The sequence below is a fragment of the Streptomyces sp. NPDC107517 genome (genome assembly GCF_055582645.1).
In genome coordinates this window covers 50935-68994 of record NZ_JBVJPM010000006.1, presented here as the reverse complement: position 1 = coordinate 68994, position 18060 = coordinate 50935, and the positions used below count along the sequence as shown (strand labels likewise).

Below are 18060 nucleotides of genomic sequence, written 5' to 3'. Positions count from 1 at the left end.
CATGACGACGACACACGCACCTGCCTACGCCCGCCGGACCTGGCAGACGGTCGAGCCCTACCACGGTGCGGTCTATTTCTCGGCCGAGGCGCACGCCGCCTATGCGGCTCTGGGGGTGGAGAGCGGGCCCGGATACTTCGCCTCCCGCGCGGCGGCCCTGGGCCCGGTCGCACCGGAAGTCGTGATCGCCACCTTCTACAACTTCAGCCCGAAGGCCGTACGGGCTGCGCTGCCCGCCGCCTGGCGGACCGCTCCGCCCGAGGCGTTCCTCGCCGCGCGGCTCGCCGGCATCGACGGGACGCTTCGCAGGATTCTCGGAGCGGAGGTTCTCGCGTCGGAAGAGATCGGGCGGGCCGCGGAGTTGGCCAGGCGCGCCGCGGATGCCGCGCTGCCGTACCTGCACGGACGGCCCCTGTTCGCCGCGCACGCCGCGCTGCCCTGGCCCGACGAGCCGCATCTCGTGCTCTGGCATGCCCAGACGCTGCTGCGTGAATTCCGGGGAGACGGCCACGTGACGGCGCTCCTGGACGCCGGGCTGAACAATGTCGAGGCGCTGGTCACCCATGCCGCGGCCGGGCCGGTGGGGGCCGAGACCCTTCGGACGACGCGCTCCTGGTCACTGGACGAATGGGCGGAGGCGGTGGAGGGACTGCGCAGGCGGGGGTGGCTCGCCGGCGGCCCTGACCTGGCCTTCACCGTGGAAGGGGAGGAGCGGAGATCGGCGGTCGAGGAGGCAACCGACCGATTGGCCGCCGCGCCCTACACGGCCCTGGGTCCGGACGGCTGCGCCGAGTTGCGCGACCTGGTACGTCCCTGGAGCCAGTCCCTGGCAGTGGAGTTGATGCCGTGGGCGGCGACGCGGCTGAAGGGCTGACGTGCGCTGCGCGCGGTTCCGGTCCACGGCCACGAAGCATTGAAGGTGACACCGGATTCAATTACGGTGCAGGGGCCGCAGGAGAGACCGTCGAGCAACGGAACGGGAGAGTTCGTGCAGATCAACGGGAAAGTCGCGATCGTCACGGGAGCGGCGGGCGGCATCGGCGCCGCCATCGCGCAGCGCCTCCTCGAACACGACGCTCTAGGCGTCCTGCTGACGGACCTCGACGCCGGCCGCCTCGACGCGACGGTCAAGCAGCTGGCCGGTTCGCACGGCGAGCGGGTCGGGAGAGTGGCGGGCAACGCCGCGTCGACGGCCGACCTGGAGCGGATCGTCGACGCGGCCGAGGAGTGGTTCGGGCCGGTCGACCTGTACTTCGCCAACGCGGGTGTCGGCGGTGGCGCGGGGCTCGACGCGAGCGAGGACGAGTGGAGCCGCGCGCTCGACGTCAACGTGATGGCGCACGTGCGCGCCGCGAAGCTGCTGGTGCCACGCTGGACGGAGCGCGGCGCAGGCTACTTCTTCAGTACGGCGTCGGCTGCCGGGCTGCTCACACAGATCGGCTCCGCGACGTACTCCGTCAGCAAGCACGGCGCGGTGGCCTTCGCCGAATGGCTCTCGGTGACGTACGGGGACAGCGGGGTGCGGGTGAGCTGCCTGTGCCCGCAGGGCGTCGAGACCGAACTGCTCATGGCCGGCACCCGCTCGGACGATCCGGTCGAACGCGCCGCCGCCCGCGCCGTGTTGGACTCCGGTGAGCTGCTGCGGCCGCTCGATGTCGCCGACCGCGTGATGGAGGCGGTCGAGGACGAACGCTTCCTCGTCCTTCCGCACCCGCAGGTACTCGATTTCTACCGCCACAAGGGAAGCGACTACGACCGGTGGCTCCGCGGCATGCGGCGCTATCAGGCGTCTGTGAAGTGATCTGAAACAGCACGTACCCGTCGCGCACTGCCACCTGAGGCCTGATGACGGAGGACCTCGCGCCGGGCGGCCGTCGGTGAAACCGCAAGAGACACGACCGTTGGAGGATGCGTGGTCGAGCTGTCCGACCGGGGGAACGAGCGCGAGGCGGAAGTCGTCGTCGCCGGCGCGCCGACGGGCACCGACCCCGGCGCGCTCGCCCGATGGCTGGGGGAGCGGGGCGAGCAGGTCACCGGCCCGCTCACCGCTCGGCGCATCGGCCTCGGCCAGAGCAACCTCACCTACCGCGTCGACGACGCCGACGGCCACTGCTGGGTGGTGCGCCGTCCTCCGCACGGCCCCCTCCTGCCCACCGCCCACGACATCGGGCGCGAACACCGCATCATGGCGGCCCTCGCCGGCACCCAGGTCCCGGTACCCGCCGTGGTCGGCCTGTGTGACAACGACGGCGTGCACCACCTGGTGATGGAGCACGTCGACGGGATCGTGCTCGACGGCCTGGAAGTGGCCAAGGCTCTGCCCACCCGGGTACGGGCAGGCGTGGGCCCGTCACTGACACGCACCCTCGCCGCCATCCACGCGGTGAACCTGGAGACGACGGGCCTGCACGACCTCGCCAGTCACCGGCCGTACGCCGAACGGCAGTTGAAACGGTGGTCCCGGCAGTGGGAACAGAGCCGCACCCGCGACCAGCCCGCCCTCCACCGGCTGACCGAACTGCTGCGCCGCCGCGTACCCGAGCGACAGAGCCTCGTCCTCGTCCACGGCGACCTGCACGTCCGCAACGTGATCTGCTCGCCGGACACCGGCGCCGTGCGCGCGGCGCTCGACTGGGAGCTGTCGACGCTCGGCGACCCGATGGCCGACCTGGGCACCCTGCTCGCCTATTGGCCCGAGCCCGGCGAAGTCCCGCCCGACCGCCCCGCCCTCGGCGTCACGGCGCTGGACGGCTTCGCCCGACGCGACGAACTCGTCGACAGCTACGCCCGGTCGAGCGGCCGTGACATCGGGCCGGAACTCGCCTTCTGGCACGTACTCGCCGTGTGGAAGGTGGCGGTCATCGGCGAGGGCGTCCTGCGGCGCGCGCTCGACGAGCCACGCAACGCCGCGGAGGGCGGCCCGCCCAGCACCGCCTACATCGACCAGATGGTCGACCATGCCTGGGCACTGGCCACCCACTACGGCCTCTGACACCGCACCGTTCCCCGCCCCGCCTGCCATCGATCCATCGATCACCCAGGAGAAGCAGCTCATGTCGTACGTCGTCATCGCCACCATGATCGCCAAGCCCGGTCAGGAAGAACTCGTCGAGAAGACGCTGCGAGCGGCCGCTGCCGATGTGCACGCGGAGCCGGGGTGCGCCCGCTGGGCCCTGCACCGAAAGACCGGCACCACCGGCCACTTCGTCATGGTCGAGAAGTGGCAGTCCAAGGAGGCGCTCCACACCCACGGCAAGGGTGCCGCACTCGCCGGGATCGGACGCGTGCTGAAGGACGCGCTGGAGGGACCGGCGGACGTCGCGGTCTTCGACGCGCTTCCTGCGGGAGACGATGAGAAGGGCGCGCTGTAGGCACACACGATCCGTCAGGGCCTCACACTCGCCGCGGCATACGGCGACCGCACCGCCGCGCTCCACCACGGCCGCGTCGCCGCGACCGGCACCCCGTCCGAGATCTCCGACGAGCCGCTCCTCGGCGACGCATACCGTCGGCCCCGTGGAGGCACTGCCCCATCCCCGCACGGGCACCCGCGTGGTCATCCCGCGCCGGAGCCGCTGACACCGGGGTGCCACGGCGCCGACCACAGCGGTACACCGGGGACGCATGCGGCACGCGATCACCACCCCCTATTCTTCCGCTGATCGCAGCACATACAGCTGCAGGGCCAAGGTGGGGGACGACACATGACATACCGGCGTTCGGTGATTCCGGCACTGGTCGGAGGCCTGCTCATCACGCTGTTGCTGTGGTGGGCGGGGGCGAGCACGCAGGCATTGCAACTGCGCGGCACCACGAGCGTGTTCGATCCACAGTCCGTGAGCGAACTCCTGCGCTGGCTCGCACCCTGGTCGTGGGACTCCCCGGCGGACCTGATGTCCGGCGGGCCCGTGGGTGACACCACAGCGGCGGGCGCAAGCGCCCAGTACGCCGATCTGTACAGCACCGCGATGCAGATCAGATTCGTGGCGGTCTTCGTGTTCTTCCTCGCCGGCGCGCTGCTTCTGGTCCGCAGGATCCCGCCGACGCAGGGCCGCACGCCGGCCACCCTGCTCGCGCTGTGGGCCTGGGCCCCGGTGGCAGGAACATTGGCCGTCACGGTCTCCGCGCCGTGGCTGATCGCATCCAGGGGGCACGGCAGCTACCGGGTCCTGCCGGCAGTGGCGAGTGCGGTCGCGTCGAGCGGCCCGGTCACGGTGTTCGCAGGACTGTTGACCGCCGCGGTCACGGTGCTCGTGGCGCGTGTCACCGCCAAGGGTGAGGAGCCGCTGCCCCGGCAGAGTGTGCCACCGCGCCCGGCCCGCCTGGCCGCGAGCGTGGGGACGGCGGTGGTCGCGCTGTCGCTGGTGGTCCTCTCGTACCAATCGGTGGCGGCCTGGATCCAGACCTCGTTCGGCGGCGCGGGAATGCTGTCCGAGCCCGGCGACCTGCTGCGCCAGTGGCTGCTGCTCGGCGGCTGGACGGGCCCCGGAGGCACCGGGTTCGGGGACTGGCTGCTGTACCGCGCCGTCGACGTGCTCCTGCTGGCCGTGGTGTGGTGGGCGCTGCGTCTGCTGCCCGGCCTGCTCACACGCACGACGGCGCCGGCGATGGCGGTGGGCGCGGTCTGCGCAACCGTACTGGGACTGATGGCGAGCCAAGTGCTGCACATGGCGATCGACGACACGGCCACCGTGTACGGGCCTGTTCACGTGTTCTCGACGCTGGGCAACGGCGTCCCGGCCGGGCTCACCTTTGGCCTCGCGGCGGGCCTTGCGGCCGTTGCCACACTGCGGCTGGCCGGGAGCCGGGAGACTGCTGACGTACCCGGTTAGCGACCCGGGTGGGGGTGTTGCCGGCACCACCCCCACCCGGGGCTCAGGCCGACTGACTCTCCGTCGGCCGCGCGGCAGGCTTTTCCCAGCACCGGCGAGGACCGCCGGGCACGGGCCAGGGACGGGGAAGAGCGATGAGCAGTCACACACGCCGAAGGATCCTCCAGGGAGCGGCAGTCGCGGCAGCCGGCAGCGTCGTCGGGGGCTACGGTCCCGGCCGCTTCGCCACCGAGGCACGGGCCGCGACCCGTGCCAAGGGGGCCGCGCCAGGTGGGTCGACTCCCTTCCTGGAGGGCGCGTTCGCTCCGGTCACCGAGGAACTCACCGCGTTCGGCCTAGAGGTGACCGGCCGGGTACCGCGCGATCTGGACGGCCGCTATCTGCGAACCGGCCCCAACGCACTGGGAGTCGAGGACCCCCGCGCCCACCACTGGATGCTCGGGGACGGCATGGTGCACGGGGTGCGGCTGCGCGGCGGGCGTGCCGAGTGGTACCGCAACCGCTGGGTGCGTTCCTCGCAGGTGGCACGGAAACTGGGCGAGCCGTACCCGGGCGAGGTGCCGCCGGACGACTTCGCCTGCAACACCCACGTCATCCCGTACAAGGGGCGCATCCTGGCCCTCCAGGAGAGCGGCCCGCTGCCGTACGAACTGGACGGCGAGCTCGACACGGTGCGGCCCTACGACTTCCGCTCCACGCTGGAAGGTGCGTTCACCGCGCACACCAAGTACGACGCGGCGGCGGACGAACTGCACGCGGTGACGTACTACCCGACCTGGGACCACGTGCGGCACCTCGTGATCGACGGGACCGGCCGGGTGGCACGGACCACCAGGATCCAGGTCGCGGACGCGCCGATGATGCACGATTTCGCCCTGACCGGGAAGTACGTGGTGATCGTCGACGTGCCGATCACCTTCGACACGGCAGCCGCCGAAGCGGGCGCACCCGTGCCCTACGTGTGGAACCCGAAGCACCCGATGCGGGTGGGCGTGATGCCGCGGACCGGCGGCGCCACCCGCTGGTTCGAGATCGATCCGGTGTTCTACTCGCACACGCTCAACGCGTACGACCAGGGCGACACCGTCGTCATGGAACTCACCACCATGCCCGCGCCGTTCTACGCCGCGGGCCGGGGCAACGGCGGGCCCTCGGCGACCGGTGCACCGGCGCTCGACCGCTGGACGATCGACCTGCGTGCCGGACGCGTGACCAGCACCCGGCTCGACGACCTGCCGCAGGAGTTCCCGCGCGTCAACGAGTCCCTTGTGTCGCGGCGGCACCGCTTCGCGTACACGGCGAGCGCCGCGGAGATGTGGCGCGCCTACGAAACGGTCGACGGGGTGCCGCCGGACGACAAGTTCACCAACTGCCTGGTCAAGCACGACATGCTGCGAGGCAGCCGGCAGGTGCACCGCTTCCCGCACGGCGCGGCGGCCGGAGAGCCCGTGTTCGTACCCCGTCGCGGAGCACGGGACGAGGACGACGGCTACGTCCTGTCCTACGTCCACAACCCCGACCGCGGAGCCAGTGACCTGGTCGTCCTCTCCGCCGCGGACTTCACCGCCCGCCCCCTGGCCCGCATCCACCTGCCGGGGCGGGTACCGCTCGGCTTCCACGGGAGCTGGGTCCCGGACGCGTGAGGCCAGAACTCTGTGCGTGTCACTGCTCGAGAGTCCCGGAGCGGCTGAGTCCGTCGACCGCCTGCGCGCGCTCTCGGCGTCGGCCCCCCAGACGCTGGCGACCGGCCGGAGTCGAGATAGAGGCGGAGGGCGGCCCTGCGCGCGGCGCCGGTTGTGGCGGGTGCGGTATCGGCCAGCCGCCGGGCGTGGACGCGCACCAGGTCGTGCATCCGGTAGCGGCCCGGACGCGGCTGCTGCAGAAGACTCGTGTCCACCAGACTCTCCAGGACCAGCTCGGCGTTCTGGGGCGACCAGCCCAGCATGGCCGCTGGAGTCCGCAGATCGAACTCGACCGTCGGTGCCAGACCCAGGGTGCGAAATCCCTGCTGCTGCGTCGGTGAGAGCTGCTCGTAGGACAGGCGGAAGGCCGCCTCCACGCTGCGGTCCCCGGCGCTCAGTTCGCCCAGACGGTGCGCGTCGCCCGTCATGCGTTCCACGAGGTAGGCCAGCGTCCAGGCCGGGCGGGTCTGCAGTCGCGTACCGGCGATGCGCAGTGCGAGTGGCAGCCCGTCGCACATCCGGACCAACTCACCTGTGGCCTCGGGCTCTTGATCGGTGCGCTCCTGCCCGACGATGTGCCGGATCAGGCGTGTCGCGTCGCCGGTGCCCAGAGTGTCCGGGGTGACCCGCCGATCGGCATCCAGCGCGGGCAGTCGCTGCCGGCTGGCCACGATCACGCTGCTACCCGGGCCGGCCGGGAGCAGCGGCTGTACCTGCCGCGTGCCCAGGGCATCGTCGAGCACGAGCAGCAGTCGCAGGGAGCTGGTTGCGGTGCGCCACTGCGTCATGAGTTCGTCGAGGTCGTTCGGCACTTCACGGTCGTCCGCACCGATGGAGCGCAGCAATCGCCTCAGCACTCGCTGCGGCGAGAGCTTCTGACGCGCTGTGCTGTGCGCGTGCAGGTCCACGAACAGGCAGCCGTCCGGGTAGCGGTCGCGGATGTGCTGGGCCGCGCGCACGACGAGCGCGGGCTTGCCGACCCCTGCCGGACCGTCCACCGCCACGACGGAGACCGAGTCGGGCTCGCAGGACGCCGTCAGGAGAGCCAGTTCGTCCTTACGCCCGACGAGCTGCCCGGTGTCGCCCGGCAGCTGATTGACGGTGGGGCGAGGCCGGGACCGGTCCGGCGCATCGGCCGGGCCCGCCGCGGAACCGAGGAGAGTGGCGTTGTCCCGACGCAGCACGGCGTCGTGGATCCGGCTGAGCTCCTCACCGGGATGGACGCCGAGCTCGTCCCGCAGCCGTACACGCAGGTCCTCATAGGCGTTCAGGGCCTCCGCCTGGCGCTCGCAGTGGTACAGGGCGCGCATCCGCAAGGCCATCAGCGATTCGTCGTACCGGTCTGACTCGGGCAGGCAGGCCAGGTCGTCCAGGGCGTCAGCGAACCGGCCGAGCAGAACGAGACATTCGAGCCGGGCCAGCCGCAGCGTTCGCCGGCGCTCGAGCAGACGCTGCCGCTCGGCCTGCGCGAACGGTCGCGGCAGGTTGGCCAGGGGCTCGCCCTGGAACAGCGCGAGCGCTGCCCGACAGCTGCTCCGCGGCGCTGGGCAGATCGCCCGATGCCTTCGTACGCAGCGCCCCGTCGCCCCGTTCGGCCAGGTCCGCCACGTCGAGACGGATCTCGTCGGCCGCGCAGCGGTACCAGCCTTTGCCGCTGAGGATCACCGACTCTGCGGGCCGGGTGCCTGCGGCGTCGAGTGCTCTGCGCAACGGATTGACGTGACTGGCCAGCACCTTGCGACCGGTTGCGGGAGGATCGGCCCCCCACACTCCGTCGAGCAGCCGCTCGTGACTCACGACGGCCCCGTGGCGGAGCAACAACGCGGCGAGTACGGCCTGCCGTTTGGCCGGCCCCAGGTCCAGGGGTGTCTCGCCCCGCCAGGCTCGCAACGGCCCGAGCACCTCGATGCGAAGCCGCTGAGGCGGTCTCCCGTCCACCCCCGACCTCCACTCCCGTACATCATCGGGTTTTCGTCAGCATTGCAGCACGCCCGGTCGGGAAGGCGGACCTAGATCGCACAATCCGCACAACTGAAGGTGGTTCGAGCAAGCGTCGGCCGAGCTGCCGGTGGCTCCTGAGCAGGCGCTGACCGGATACGAACTCGACTCCGTACGCACGCACCCGTCGCGATCTTCGGGTGGGGGCGGACGATCCGTGCTCGGACCGATGGGGAGCGGCCCGCCGTCGCGAGAGCAGGGCGACAACCACTTCGCCTGGTTGGTCTCCGGGGCGCCACCGAAGGGCGCATGGCGGTCACCGCCGAGGTCGGGCAGAGCGGGCCTGACACCGCTCCCGGCGGATATGGCCCTTGGCTGACGGTCGGCCGCCTCACGTGGCGATGTGTATGGGTTTCGGACACTGTGGAGGTAAAAGCGTCGGAAGGGTGAACGCGATGGACAGGGTGCCGAGGATCGTAGTGGGCGTCGACGGTTCTCCCTCTTCGCAGGCCGCGCTGCGCTGGGCGGTCCGGTACGCGGGCCTGGTGGGCGGGAGAGTGGAGGCGGTCACGGCGTGGGAGGTACCCGGCATGGCCTCGTGGTCGGCGCCGGCGGTGGACACCGAATTCGACGAGGGCGTGGCCGAGCAGGGTCTGATCGAGGAGGTCCGCGCCGTCCTCGGCGAGAACGGCGGCTCCCTGGTGCACGAACGCCTGGTGCGTGGCAATGCGGCCGAGGTGCTGGTGGATGCCGCCGAGGGGGCCGAGATGCTGGTCGTGGGCGGCCGCGGCCACGGCAGCTTCCGACGGGCGCTGCTCGGGTCGGTCAGTCAGCGGGTGGCGCAGCACGCTCCGTGCGCGGTGACGATCATCCGGCCGGACGTGCCTGTCGAGTGACCGCCCGCCCGTAGTGCCAGTCGGCCTCACCCCTGGGTCAGAAGTGTTCCGGCGTCACGCGCCGGCCGAGTGATCGGTGATGTTGTCAGCGTCGTCGGAGTCATGGTCGACGGCGCTGTTTGCCATCAGTCCTGTCCGGCCGAGCGAAGGGCGGGTATCGGTCGGCCAAGAGTGTGGCGCTCGCATGGACCCGGGACTCTTACGCCGGGACGAAACCGCGGAACGAGAAGATCCCGTCCGCCCGACGCCCCGTGGGCAAGGCACCGGCACGCTGTGCCCTTCCGGCCGCATCCGCGCGGGCACGGAGCCGAACGGAGGCGGGCAGGGAGGCGCGGGGGAGCCCGCCACTTGGGCCCCGTGCCACGACCGGCACCGGGCCCAAGCGCTACCTCGTGCCACCCGGCCTCTCGGTCACACGGCCGCCGGCGTGTCCGCCTCCCGTGCCTGCGTCGCCGGGAGCCGGAATTCCTGGCCCGCCAGGGACTCGTAGAGACGGACCGGGCTCATCTCGCCGGCCAGGTCGCCGTGCTGGGCCTTGGAGCGGCGGTAGATCTGCTCGACCAGGGCCGACAGTTCGGTGGGGACGCCGATGTCGCGGCCCAGGTCCACGGCGAGCCCGAGGTCCTTGCAGGCGAGTGCCATGGCGAAGGAGTCGTCGTAGTCCCCGTCGGTCAGGATGGACATGATGTCGTTCTCGAGGAAGTTCGAGGCGGCCGGGCTGGCCAGGAGCGCGTTGCGCAGGGTGTCCAGGCCGACGCCCGCCTTCACGCCCATCGCCAGGACCTCGGCGGAGGCCGTGAGGTGGGTGAACCAGAGCAGGTTGATCATGAGTTTGACCGTGTAACCGGCGCCCAGCGGACCCACGTGGAGGATGCGGTCGGGGTCACCCATCACCTCGAGCACGGGCAGCGCCGCCGCGAAGTCGGCATCGGAGCCACCGACGAAGATCTGCAGCATCCCGGCCCTGGCACCGTGCGCCATACCGCTCACCGGTGCGTCGATCCGGCGCACACCGCGCTTGTCGAGCACCTCGGCGGCGACCCGGTCGGCGGCGGCCGGCGTGGACGTCGACATGTCGATCCACAGTGACCCGACGGGCAGCGCCTCGGCGACCGCGCCGCGCAGCAACACGTCCTCGACGATGCGCGGGTTGGGCAGCATCGTCACCAGGACCTCGGCGTCGCTCGCGCACAGAGCGGCGGTCTCCGCCCACGCGGCACCGAGTGCCACGTGCTCGGCGGCCGTCTCGGGGCGGGTGTCGTGCACCGTCACCTGGTGCCCCGCCTGGATGAGATGACGGGCCATGTGGCCGCCCATGTTGCCGAGACCGATGAATCCGATCCTCATGATCTTTCCTTACTGCAGCGGCGTACGAGGGTGTAAGGGGAATGCCGTAAGTGTGGTGCGGGGGTGGGGAGTTGAACGGATGGTCAGGCCTTGGGCGCCGAGTCCGCGAGCTGCTGTGCCGACGGCGTGTAGAACGGGTTGGTGACGCCGGACTTGACCGCGTCGATCACGTCCCCGGCTGTCGGCCGGCCCTCGACGGCGGCGCGCAGCGCCTGGTGGGCGGCGACGCGCTGGTTACGGAAGGACTCGTCGAGGTCGTCGACGCCCGGGTTGACCCAGATCGCGGCGATGATCAGCAGGTCGTCCGCCTCGTCGGCGGGGACGGTGCCGTCGAGCACGGCGTCGGCGACTCCCTGTGCGAGGCCCGCCTGGGCCGAGCCCCAGGTGGCGCGCTCGTGCAGTTCCCCGACGGCAGCCGCCTTGTTGACGAACAGTGTCAGCGGCTTCACCGGCACCGAGGGGCGTACGACCGTCATGAACGGCACGTGCCCCGCGCTCGGCGTGGCCAGGGCGGTGGCCCAGGCGGTCTCCACCGGACCGCCCTTGCGGCCGAGGACGATGTTGGTGTGTGCGGCATTGACGCCGTCACCGACGAAGGCTTCACCGATGAGGGCGGTGGAGGCGAAGGGCATGGTGGTGCTCCCGTACGAGGATCAGGGCGAGACAGGGTGGGGTCGGGCCAGGGGCGCGGAAGGCCCAACAGGCGGGCACGCCGGACGAGTTGAAGGGTGTGCCGACTCGCGGCACGAGACGCTGCCACACCGGCGGGACGTACCCGCCTTCGGCCGGCTGCTCGGCGAAACTAGGCCGCCGCGCGACCGGCGTGCAAGCCCGCACCGGAAATCGAAACCGGGGTTGCGATGCGCGCAACCCCCACGCTCCCACCCGCGCCGGCCCCTCGTGTGACCACACTCTGACCAGGCACTTCGCCGATGGGCCGACCCTTTACGATGCGAGCGTGAACGAAGCGAACGTCCCCCGGTCCGTCCGCAGCCAAGGCCACGGCCTGCGCCGCGACGTCGACCTCCTCGAAGCCCTCGGCTCGCCCGAGGCCCACCGCACCGGCGGCCTCGGCGTCGTACGCATAGCCCAGCTGGTGGGGCGCGACAAGAGTCAGGTGTCCCGGGCGCTCAAGGCGCTCGCCGACGAGGGCATCGTCGAGAGGGACCCCGACAGCCTCGAGTACCGGCTCGGCTGGCGGCTGTTCTCGCTGGTCGCGCGGACCTCGGAGAGCCGGGTCGTACGCGTGGCGGGGCCCGTCATGCACCGGCTGGCCGCGGACCTGGAGGAGACCACCCACCTGTGCGTGCTGCACGACAGGGAGGTGCGCACCCTGCTCTCGGTGTCCGGACACTCCTACCGGCTGCGCGAATGGGAGGGCCGCGGCTGTTCCGCCTGGATCACCTCCGCGGGGCCGGTGCTTCTGGAGGGCGCCAGCCCCGATGATCTGTATGTGCGGTTCGGCGCCACCGAAGAGGTGTCGGTACCCGACCTCTGGTCCCGCATCCGGCGGGCCGAGGCGGAGGGATTCGCCCGGGAGGTCGAGGAGTTCGAGCCCGGGCTCGTCGGTGTCTCCGCCGCGGTGCGCGACTTCCGCGGCCGGGTCGTGGCCGCCCTCAACGTCACCGCGCCCGCCGAGCGGTTCGCGGAGCGCCTCGACCACGCGGGACGAGCCGCCGCGGCCGCCGCGGCGAAGGTGTCGGCCCAGCTCGGCTGGGAGCCGCGGCAGTAGGCGGAGGCACGGGGGAGCGGTTGCGCTGAGCGCAACTCACGTCTCGATCGCCACAGACGTCTTGTTCCCGGCGGTTAACGGCCCGTAAATTCCTCGCATCCCGGCCCCAGCGCGACGGACAGAGACCCCAGAGACGTCCCCGCCCCGCACCGGGCCTGCCCTTCGGCACGCCCTTTTCGGCCGGTCTGCTTGGCAACACTTTCTTCCACCTGCCGGTTCCGTGCGCCCTGAGCGCCCGCGACCCGGTGCAAGGAGCAGTCCATGGACATCGACCCCGGCGTCGGAACCGACCTCGCCACCGATATCGAGAGCATCGTCAAGTCGCCTTATGGAGAAGGGGACTTGTGGATCGGCGGGCAGTGGCGTGCCGCGTCCGACGGCCGCACGTACCCGGTGTACGACCCGGCCACCGGTGAGGTCGTCCGTGAGGTCGGCGCCGCCTCGGCGAAGGACGCGGCCGACGCCCTCGACGCCGCGTCGGCCGCGGCCGAGGAGTGGCGGCGCACCCCGGCCCGCCGCCGCTCCGAGATCCTCACCGGCGCCTTCCGCCTGATGCACGAGCACAGCGACGCCCTCGCCCGGCTCATCACCCTGGAGAACGGCAAGGCGTACCGCGACGCCAAGGCCGAGGTCGGCTACGCCGCCGAGTTCTTCCGCTGGTTCGCCGAGGAGGCCGTGCGCATCGGCTCCGGCTTCGGCGAGGCACCGGCGGGCGGCTTCCGGCACGCGATCCTCAAGGCACCCGTCGGCGTCACCGCGTTCGTGACGCCGTGGAACTTCCCCGCCGCTATGGCCACCCGCAAGATCGCCCCGGCGCTCGCGGCCGGCTGCCCCGTCGTGCTCAAGCCGGCGCCCGAGACCCCCCTGACCGCGCTGGCCGTCGCCGCGCTGCTCGCCGAGGCGGGACTGCCGGCCGGCCTGCTCAACGTACTGCCGACCGACCGCGCCCCCGAGACCGTCTCCGCCTGGCTGGACGACGAGCGAGTCCGCAAGTTCTCCTTCACCGGCTCCACCGCCACCGGCCGCGTCCTGCTGCGCCAGTGCGCCGACCACGTCGTCAACGTGACGATGGAACTCGGCGGCAACGCCCCGTTCGTGGTCCTCGCCGACGCCGACATCGACGCCGCCGTACGCGGTGCGATGGACGCCAAGATGCGTGGCGGGGGAGAGGTGTGCATCGCCGCCAACCGGTTCTACGTGCACGCCGACGTCGCCGCGGAGTTCACCGAGAAGTTCGGCGCCGCGATGCGTGAGGTCAAGGCCGGGCCCGGCTTCGCCGAGGGCGTCACCCTCGGCCCGATGATCAACCCGGCGGCGGTGGAACGCATCTCCGGCCTCGTCGCCGACGCCGTGAACCGCGGCGCCCGGATCGCCGCGCAGGGCGAGGTCCCCGCCGACGGCGGCTGGTACCACCCGGCCACCGTCCTCACCGACGTCCCCGCCGACGCCGACATCCTGCACACCGAGGTCTTCGGCCCGGTCGCGCCCATCGTCACCTTCACCGACGAAGAGGAGATGCTCGCCGCCGCCAACGACACCGCGTACGGCCTCGCCTCGTACGTCTACACCCGCGACCTGGCCCGCGGCCTGCGGATCGCCGAGCGCCTGGAGACCGGCATGGTCGGCCTCAACCGCGGCCTGATCTCCGACACGGCCGCCCCCTTCGGCGGCGTCAAGCAGTCCGGCATCGGCCGCGAGGGAGGCCGCGAAGGAATCGAGGCGTTCCTGGAGACCAAGTACGTAGCCCTGGACTGGCCCACCCTCTGATTCCCGGCCCGCCCCTGTCCCCACAACCTACGGAGTCCCCATGGCAATGACGCCTGTCTCCCAGCGCCCCCACGGCTCGCCGACGGCGGGCAGCCCCCGCGACCGGGCCCGGCTGCACTTCCGCCTGAAGACCGCGACCCAGTTGGGCCAGGGCCTGGACGGCTACGTCATCGGCGGCATCGGCATGGCGATGACCGCGCTCACCGCGGACCTGCATCTGGGCACGGTCGCCCAGGGTCTGGTCGGAGCCTCGCCGCTGATCGGCATCTTCTTCGGCGGACCGGTCTTCGGCTGGCTCGCCGACCGGTTCGGGCGCCGCCCCGTCTTCATGGTCGACATGCTGATCTTCCTGATCAGCTCGGTGGCGCAGTTCTTCGTGGGGGACGGCACCCAACTCTTCCTGATCCGCCTGGTGATGGGCCTGGCGATCGGCGGCGAGTACGCGGTGGGCGCACCTCTGCTGTCCGAGTACGCGCCCAGCAAGGGCCGCGGCCGACTGCTCGGCAGCCTGGAGATCAGTTGGTACGGGGGATACGCCCTGGCCACCGTGGTCGGCGCCCTCTTCGCCGAGATGGACGGCGGCTGGCGCTGGTCCCTGTCCAGCGGCGCGGTCATCGCCGTCGTCTGTCTGGCACTGCGCGGGGGCGTGCCGGAGTCGGCGCGCTGGCTCCTCAGCAAGGGCCGCACCGAGGAGGCCCAGACGCTCATCGAGCGGTACGGCATCGAGCTCGACGCGGACGCCGAACTCGCCGAGACCGGTGAACAGGCGGGATTCCGAGCCCTGTTCAGCCGCAAGCACCTTCGGGCGACCGTCTTCGCCGGCACTTTCTGGGCGGCGCTCGTCCTGCCGTACTTCGCGATCGGCGCCTTCTGGAGCGAGGTGTTCGAGGCACTGAACATGGGCGACAACGCGGTCGCCGCACTCCTCGTCTACGCGTTCACCGCCGTCGCGGGCGTCACGCTCGGCTGCCTCGTCGTCGAGCGCATCGGCCGCCGCAAGCTCCTGATCCCCCCGTTCTGGATCACCGCGGTCTGCCTCGCTCTGGTGGCCATGTGGCCGGACGTCACGCCCGTCGTGGTGGGCGGTTTCCTGTTCTTCATCTTCCTCAACGCGGCGTCCAGCGCGCTGACGGCGGTGTATCCGCTGGAGGTCTTCCCCACCGCGCTGCGCACCACGGGCGTCGGATTCGCTGCGGCCATCAGCCGGGTGGGTGCCGCGATCGGTACGTTCCTGCTGCCGATGGGACTGGAACACGTGGGCCCGCGATTCGTCCTGCTGGTCGGCGCGGCGGTGCTCGCGCTCGGCGGTCTGGTATCCCACTTCCTGGCCCCGGAGACGACGGACATGGACCTCGCCCACACGGCGCGCGCGGGGCGCTGACACGGGCCCCTGCCTCGATCTCGGCCTCCGGCTCTCGCTCTGCCTATGTGCTCCGACCACCCGAGGGTGGCCGGGGGCATGGGCCGCCGGCGAGGCCGGGGGCCGACCGTGCGGCTCCGAATGTCAGCCGTTCAGGGCGTCGATGAGGGCCTTGACGACGTCATCGGTGGATGCGGTCCCGCCCACATCGCGGGTCAGGATGCCGGCCGCGGTCGTGGTCTCGATGGCTCGGTGCAGCCGGGCGGCCTGTTCGGGCAGGCCGAAGTGATCCAGCATGAGCGCCGCGCTGCCCACCGCGCCGATCGGGTTTGCCAGGCCCTGGCCGGCGATGTCCGGCGCCGAACCGTGCACGGGCTCGAACATGCTGGGGAAGCGGCGCTCGGGGTTCAGGTTGGCGCTCGCGGCCAGTCCGAGGCTGCCCGCCAGAGCGCTGCCGAGGTCGGAGAGGATGTCGGCGTTGAGGTTGGAGGCGACAACGACCGACAGGTCCTCGGGGCGCAGGACGAACTTCGCCGACATGGCGTCGACGAGGACGCTCTCGGTCTCCACGTCGGGGTATTCGGCGGCGACGCGCTTGAAGACGTCGTCCCAGAGGACCATGCCGTACTGCTGGGCGTTGCTCTTGGTGACGCTCGAGACCTTGCGCCGGTCGCGGGTGCGGGCGAGTTCGAAGGCGAAGCGCATGATGCGTTCGCATCCGACTTCGGTGAACAGGGCGGACTGGACGGCGACTTCGCCGCCGGGGCCGCGACCCGCGAGGTTTCGTCCGCCCAGGCCGGCGTACTCGCCCTCGCTGTTCTCGCGCACGACGACCCAGCCGAGGTCGGTGTCGTCGGCCTTGCGCAGCGGGCTCCGGACACCGGGCAGGAAGTGGACGGGGCGGACGTTGGCCCACTGGTCGAAGCTCTGGCAGATCTTGAGACGCAGGCCCCAGAGGCTGATGTGGTCGGGGACGGTGGGCCAGCCGACGGCGCCGAAGTAGAGGGCGTCGAAGTCCTTGAGGCGGTCGAGGCCGTCGTCGTCCATCATCTTGCCGGTCTTGGTGTAGTGGTCGCACCCCCAGGGGAACTCCTGCCAGGCGAAGGAGAAGGCGCCGCCCGAGTCCTGGGCCAGGGCGTCCAGCACGGTGCGGCCCGCGGCGACGACTTCCGCGCCGACGCCGTCGGCGGGAATGGCGGCGATCCTGAAGATCTGGGGTGTGGTCACACGGGCCTCCGGCGATGAGCGGGCACATGGGGTGCGTGGCTGGACGTCCACGAGTCAACACAGGGGCCCGGCACGGCGTCCAAGACCTGCTTTCGATGCGACCCATAGCCGCAGCCGATGGGTGGGGCCGCAGGGCAGGGTGAACCGTCCGGCGGTGTCCGGCGGGTGGCGCGGGGGCCGTGCAGGGGAGGCCGGCGTATCGCCCGACGAGTGAAACGGCGGTTGCTCAGGAGAGGTTGGCGCGGTCCTCGGCGGTTCGCTGCCTGGCCAGGGAGCGGGTCAGGTCCAGGAACGAGCGAGCGGCGGGGGTCAGATGCGCGGGCAGGCTGATCATGGCGATGTGCAGGTGCGCGGTGGGCTCGATGGGTGCGACGGCGGCTCCGCACCGGCGGGCAAGGCGCGTCCAGGCCGCCGGGAGTACGGCAATGCCCACACCGCTCAGAACGAGCGGGAGGATCGACGTGCGATGGTCGACCACGACGACGATGTCGGTGTCTGTTCCGGCCTGGTGATGTCGTCGACGATGGTGCGCATCAGGCTGCCCGGGCGGGACGCTATGAGTTTGCTCCCAGCGAGGTCCTCCGGGCGCAGGGGGACAGCGTCCTGGATCTTCCCTCCCGGCGCGGAGACGGCGACGAACGGCTGGACCTCGACGGGCAGGACCTCGATCCCCGGGGCGTCGACCGGGCTGGCCGCTCCGAGCAGGCCGAGCTCACAGGCGCCGGTGCGCACGAGAGAGATCACTTCTTCGGGTGTGAACGCGGCCCGGGTGCTGACCGTCAGCGAGGGGTGGAGCTCGGTGAATCGCTGGGTCAGGGTGGTCAGCGGCTCGATACCGGGGGACGGCATGACCGCTGTCTCGACGGTCCCGCCGTGCAGCCCCGACAGGCCCGCCGCCTTCTCGCGCACGGCCTCGAGATCCCGCAGGACTCGTCGACTGGGCTCCAGGAGCTCGGCGCCGGCCTCACTGAGCACCACGCCGCGGCCCAGCCGGTGAAAGAGCGAGACGCCCAGATCGGCCTCGAGGTTCGCCATCGCCTGCGACAGCGAGGGCTGTGCGACATGGAGCGCGGCCGCCGCCCTGCTGAACCCGCCGTGCTCCACGATCGCGAGGAAGTACTCGAGCTGCCGGGCGTCCACGGCGCCTCCCCGACCCGTAGACGACAGAGCGATAGCCGCAGCCTATCGGTCAGGCTGCGGCGCAAGCGGCTGGCGTACGGGTGCCGAGTGCTCAGGCATCCGTGACCGGGACACCGTCGTCGACAAGAGACACGCGTGG

At 71.3% G+C, this 18060-nt stretch carries 16 protein-coding genes and 1 pseudogene; 10 read left to right on the top strand and 7 right to left on the bottom strand.

Annotated features, from left to right (window positions below; genetic code table 11):
* Window position 1: 1 nt before the first annotated feature.
* From ACZ67T_RS16200 to ACZ67T_RS16175, 6 genes are all read left to right on the top strand, one after another.
* Window positions 2-874 carry an SCO6745 family protein gene (locus ACZ67T_RS16200; protein WP_469984520.1) on the top strand — a complete coding sequence of 291 codons (873 nt, stop codon included), beginning with the start codon at window positions 2-4 and terminating at the stop codon, window positions 872-874.
* A gap of 114 nt (window positions 875-988) precedes the next feature.
* A complete protein-coding gene (locus tag ACZ67T_RS16195; protein WP_469984518.1) occupies window positions 989-1801 on the top strand; it encodes an SDR family oxidoreductase in 813 nt (270 codons plus the stop codon).
* A 111-nt stretch (window positions 1802-1912) separates the two neighbouring features.
* Window positions 1913-2992, top strand: a complete 1080-nt coding sequence (locus ACZ67T_RS16190; RefSeq protein WP_469984517.1) for a phosphotransferase family protein — start codon at window positions 1913-1915, stop codon at window positions 2990-2992.
* A gap of 61 nt (window positions 2993-3053) precedes the next feature.
* Window positions 3054-3371 (top strand): putative quinol monooxygenase, encoded by a 318-nt coding sequence (locus ACZ67T_RS16185; RefSeq protein ID WP_469984515.1) that lies wholly within the window; start codon window positions 3054-3056, stop codon window positions 3369-3371.
* A 333-nt stretch (window positions 3372-3704) separates the two neighbouring features.
* On the top strand, window positions 3705-4832 hold the full coding sequence (locus tag ACZ67T_RS16180; RefSeq protein WP_469984513.1) for a hypothetical protein: 1128 nt from the start codon (window positions 3705-3707) through the stop codon (window positions 4830-4832).
* 134 nt (window positions 4833-4966) lie between these two features.
* A complete protein-coding gene (locus tag ACZ67T_RS16175; protein WP_469984512.1) occupies window positions 4967-6475 on the top strand; it encodes a carotenoid oxygenase family protein in 1509 nt (502 codons plus the stop codon).
* 749 nt (window positions 6476-7224) lie between these two features.
* Here ACZ67T_RS16175 and ACZ67T_RS16170 read toward each other — a convergent pair.
* Both ACZ67T_RS16170 and ACZ67T_RS16165 read right to left on the bottom strand, forming a co-directional pair.
* A pseudogene (locus tag ACZ67T_RS16170) lies at window positions 7225-7998 on the bottom strand (AfsR/SARP family transcriptional regulator); the annotation flags it as partial.
* The gene (locus ACZ67T_RS16165; protein WP_469984510.1) at window positions 7892-8311 is read right to left on the bottom strand and encodes a hypothetical protein; all 420 of its coding nucleotides are present in this window, start codon (window positions 8309-8311) and stop codon (window positions 7892-7894) included. The gene ACZ67T_RS16165 and the pseudogene ACZ67T_RS16170, both read right to left, overlap by 107 nt.
* Before the next feature lie 614 nt (window positions 8312-8925).
* Here ACZ67T_RS16165 and ACZ67T_RS16160 point away from each other — a divergent pair.
* Window positions 8926-9348, top strand: a complete 423-nt coding sequence (locus tag ACZ67T_RS16160) for a universal stress protein (RefSeq protein WP_469984996.1) — start codon at window positions 8926-8928, stop codon at window positions 9346-9348.
* A 411-nt stretch (window positions 9349-9759) separates the two neighbouring features.
* On the opposite strand, the gene ACZ67T_RS16155 is transcribed toward ACZ67T_RS16160, so the two are convergent.
* Window positions 9760-10695, bottom strand: coding sequence for an NAD(P)-dependent oxidoreductase (locus tag ACZ67T_RS16155; protein WP_469984509.1), 936 nt, complete (start codon window positions 10693-10695; stop codon window positions 9760-9762).
* 83 nt (window positions 10696-10778) lie between these two features.
* The gene (gene fae / locus ACZ67T_RS16150; RefSeq protein WP_469984507.1) at window positions 10779-11327 is read right to left on the bottom strand and encodes a formaldehyde-activating enzyme; all 549 of its coding nucleotides are present in this window, start codon (window positions 11325-11327) and stop codon (window positions 10779-10781) included.
* Between the two features lie 326 nt (window positions 11328-11653).
* Here fae and ACZ67T_RS16145 point away from each other — a divergent pair, with 326 nt between their 5' ends.
* The 3 genes from ACZ67T_RS16145 to ACZ67T_RS16135 all read left to right on the top strand — a co-directional run bounded on the left by ACZ67T_RS16145 (window position 11654) and on the right by ACZ67T_RS16135 (window position 15575).
* Window positions 11654-12427: an IclR family transcriptional regulator gene (locus tag ACZ67T_RS16145; RefSeq protein ID WP_469984505.1), complete on the top strand. Its 774-nt coding sequence runs from the start codon at window positions 11654-11656 to the stop codon at window positions 12425-12427.
* Window positions 12428-12688: 261 nt separating this feature from the next.
* Window positions 12689-14194 carry an NAD-dependent succinate-semialdehyde dehydrogenase gene (locus ACZ67T_RS16140; protein ID WP_469984503.1) on the top strand — a complete coding sequence of 502 codons (1506 nt, stop codon included), beginning with the start codon at window positions 12689-12691 and terminating at the stop codon, window positions 14192-14194.
* Between the two features lie 40 nt (window positions 14195-14234).
* A complete protein-coding gene (locus tag ACZ67T_RS16135; RefSeq protein ID WP_469984501.1) occupies window positions 14235-15575 on the top strand; it encodes an MFS transporter in 1341 nt (446 codons plus the stop codon).
* Window positions 15576-15698: 123 nt separating this feature from the next.
* On the opposite strand, the gene ACZ67T_RS16130 is transcribed toward ACZ67T_RS16135, so the two are convergent.
* The 3 genes from ACZ67T_RS16130 to ACZ67T_RS16120 all read right to left on the bottom strand — a co-directional run bounded on the left by ACZ67T_RS16130 (window position 15699) and on the right by ACZ67T_RS16120 (window position 17921).
* The gene (locus ACZ67T_RS16130; RefSeq protein ID WP_469984499.1) at window positions 15699-16781 is read right to left on the bottom strand and encodes a tartrate dehydrogenase; all 1083 of its coding nucleotides are present in this window, start codon (window positions 16779-16781) and stop codon (window positions 15699-15701) included.
* 226 nt (window positions 16782-17007) lie between these two features.
* Window positions 17008-17259, bottom strand: a complete 252-nt coding sequence (locus tag ACZ67T_RS16125; RefSeq protein WP_469984498.1) for a LysR substrate-binding domain-containing protein — start codon at window positions 17257-17259, stop codon at window positions 17008-17010.
* Window positions 17220-17921, bottom strand: a complete 702-nt coding sequence (locus ACZ67T_RS16120) for a LysR family transcriptional regulator (protein ID WP_469984496.1) — start codon at window positions 17919-17921, stop codon at window positions 17220-17222. Before ACZ67T_RS16120 ends, ACZ67T_RS16125 begins: the two co-directional genes overlap by 40 nt.
* Window positions 17922-18060 lie beyond the last annotated feature (139 nt).

Coding starts and splice junctions, on each gene's coding strand:
- ACZ67T_RS16200 (WP_469984520.1), top strand. CDS start 2: ATGACGACGACACACGCACCTGCCTACGCCCGCCGGACCTGGCAGACG.
- fae (WP_469984507.1), bottom strand. CDS start 11,327: ATGCCCTTCGCCTCCACCGCCCTCATCGGTGAAGCCTTCGTCGGTGAC.
- ACZ67T_RS16180 (WP_469984513.1), top strand. CDS start 3,705: ATGACATACCGGCGTTCGGTGATTCCGGCACTGGTCGGAGGCCTGCTC.
- ACZ67T_RS16175 (WP_469984512.1), top strand. CDS start 4,967: ATGAGCAGTCACACACGCCGAAGGATCCTCCAGGGAGCGGCAGTCGCG.
- ACZ67T_RS16135 (WP_469984501.1), top strand. CDS start 14,235: ATGGCAATGACGCCTGTCTCCCAGCGCCCCCACGGCTCGCCGACGGCG.
- ACZ67T_RS16185 (WP_469984515.1), top strand. CDS start 3,054: ATGTCGTACGTCGTCATCGCCACCATGATCGCCAAGCCCGGTCAGGAA.
- ACZ67T_RS16155 (WP_469984509.1), bottom strand. CDS start 10,695: ATGAGGATCGGATTCATCGGTCTCGGCAACATGGGCGGCCACATGGCC.
- ACZ67T_RS16140 (WP_469984503.1), top strand. CDS start 12,689: ATGGACATCGACCCCGGCGTCGGAACCGACCTCGCCACCGATATCGAG.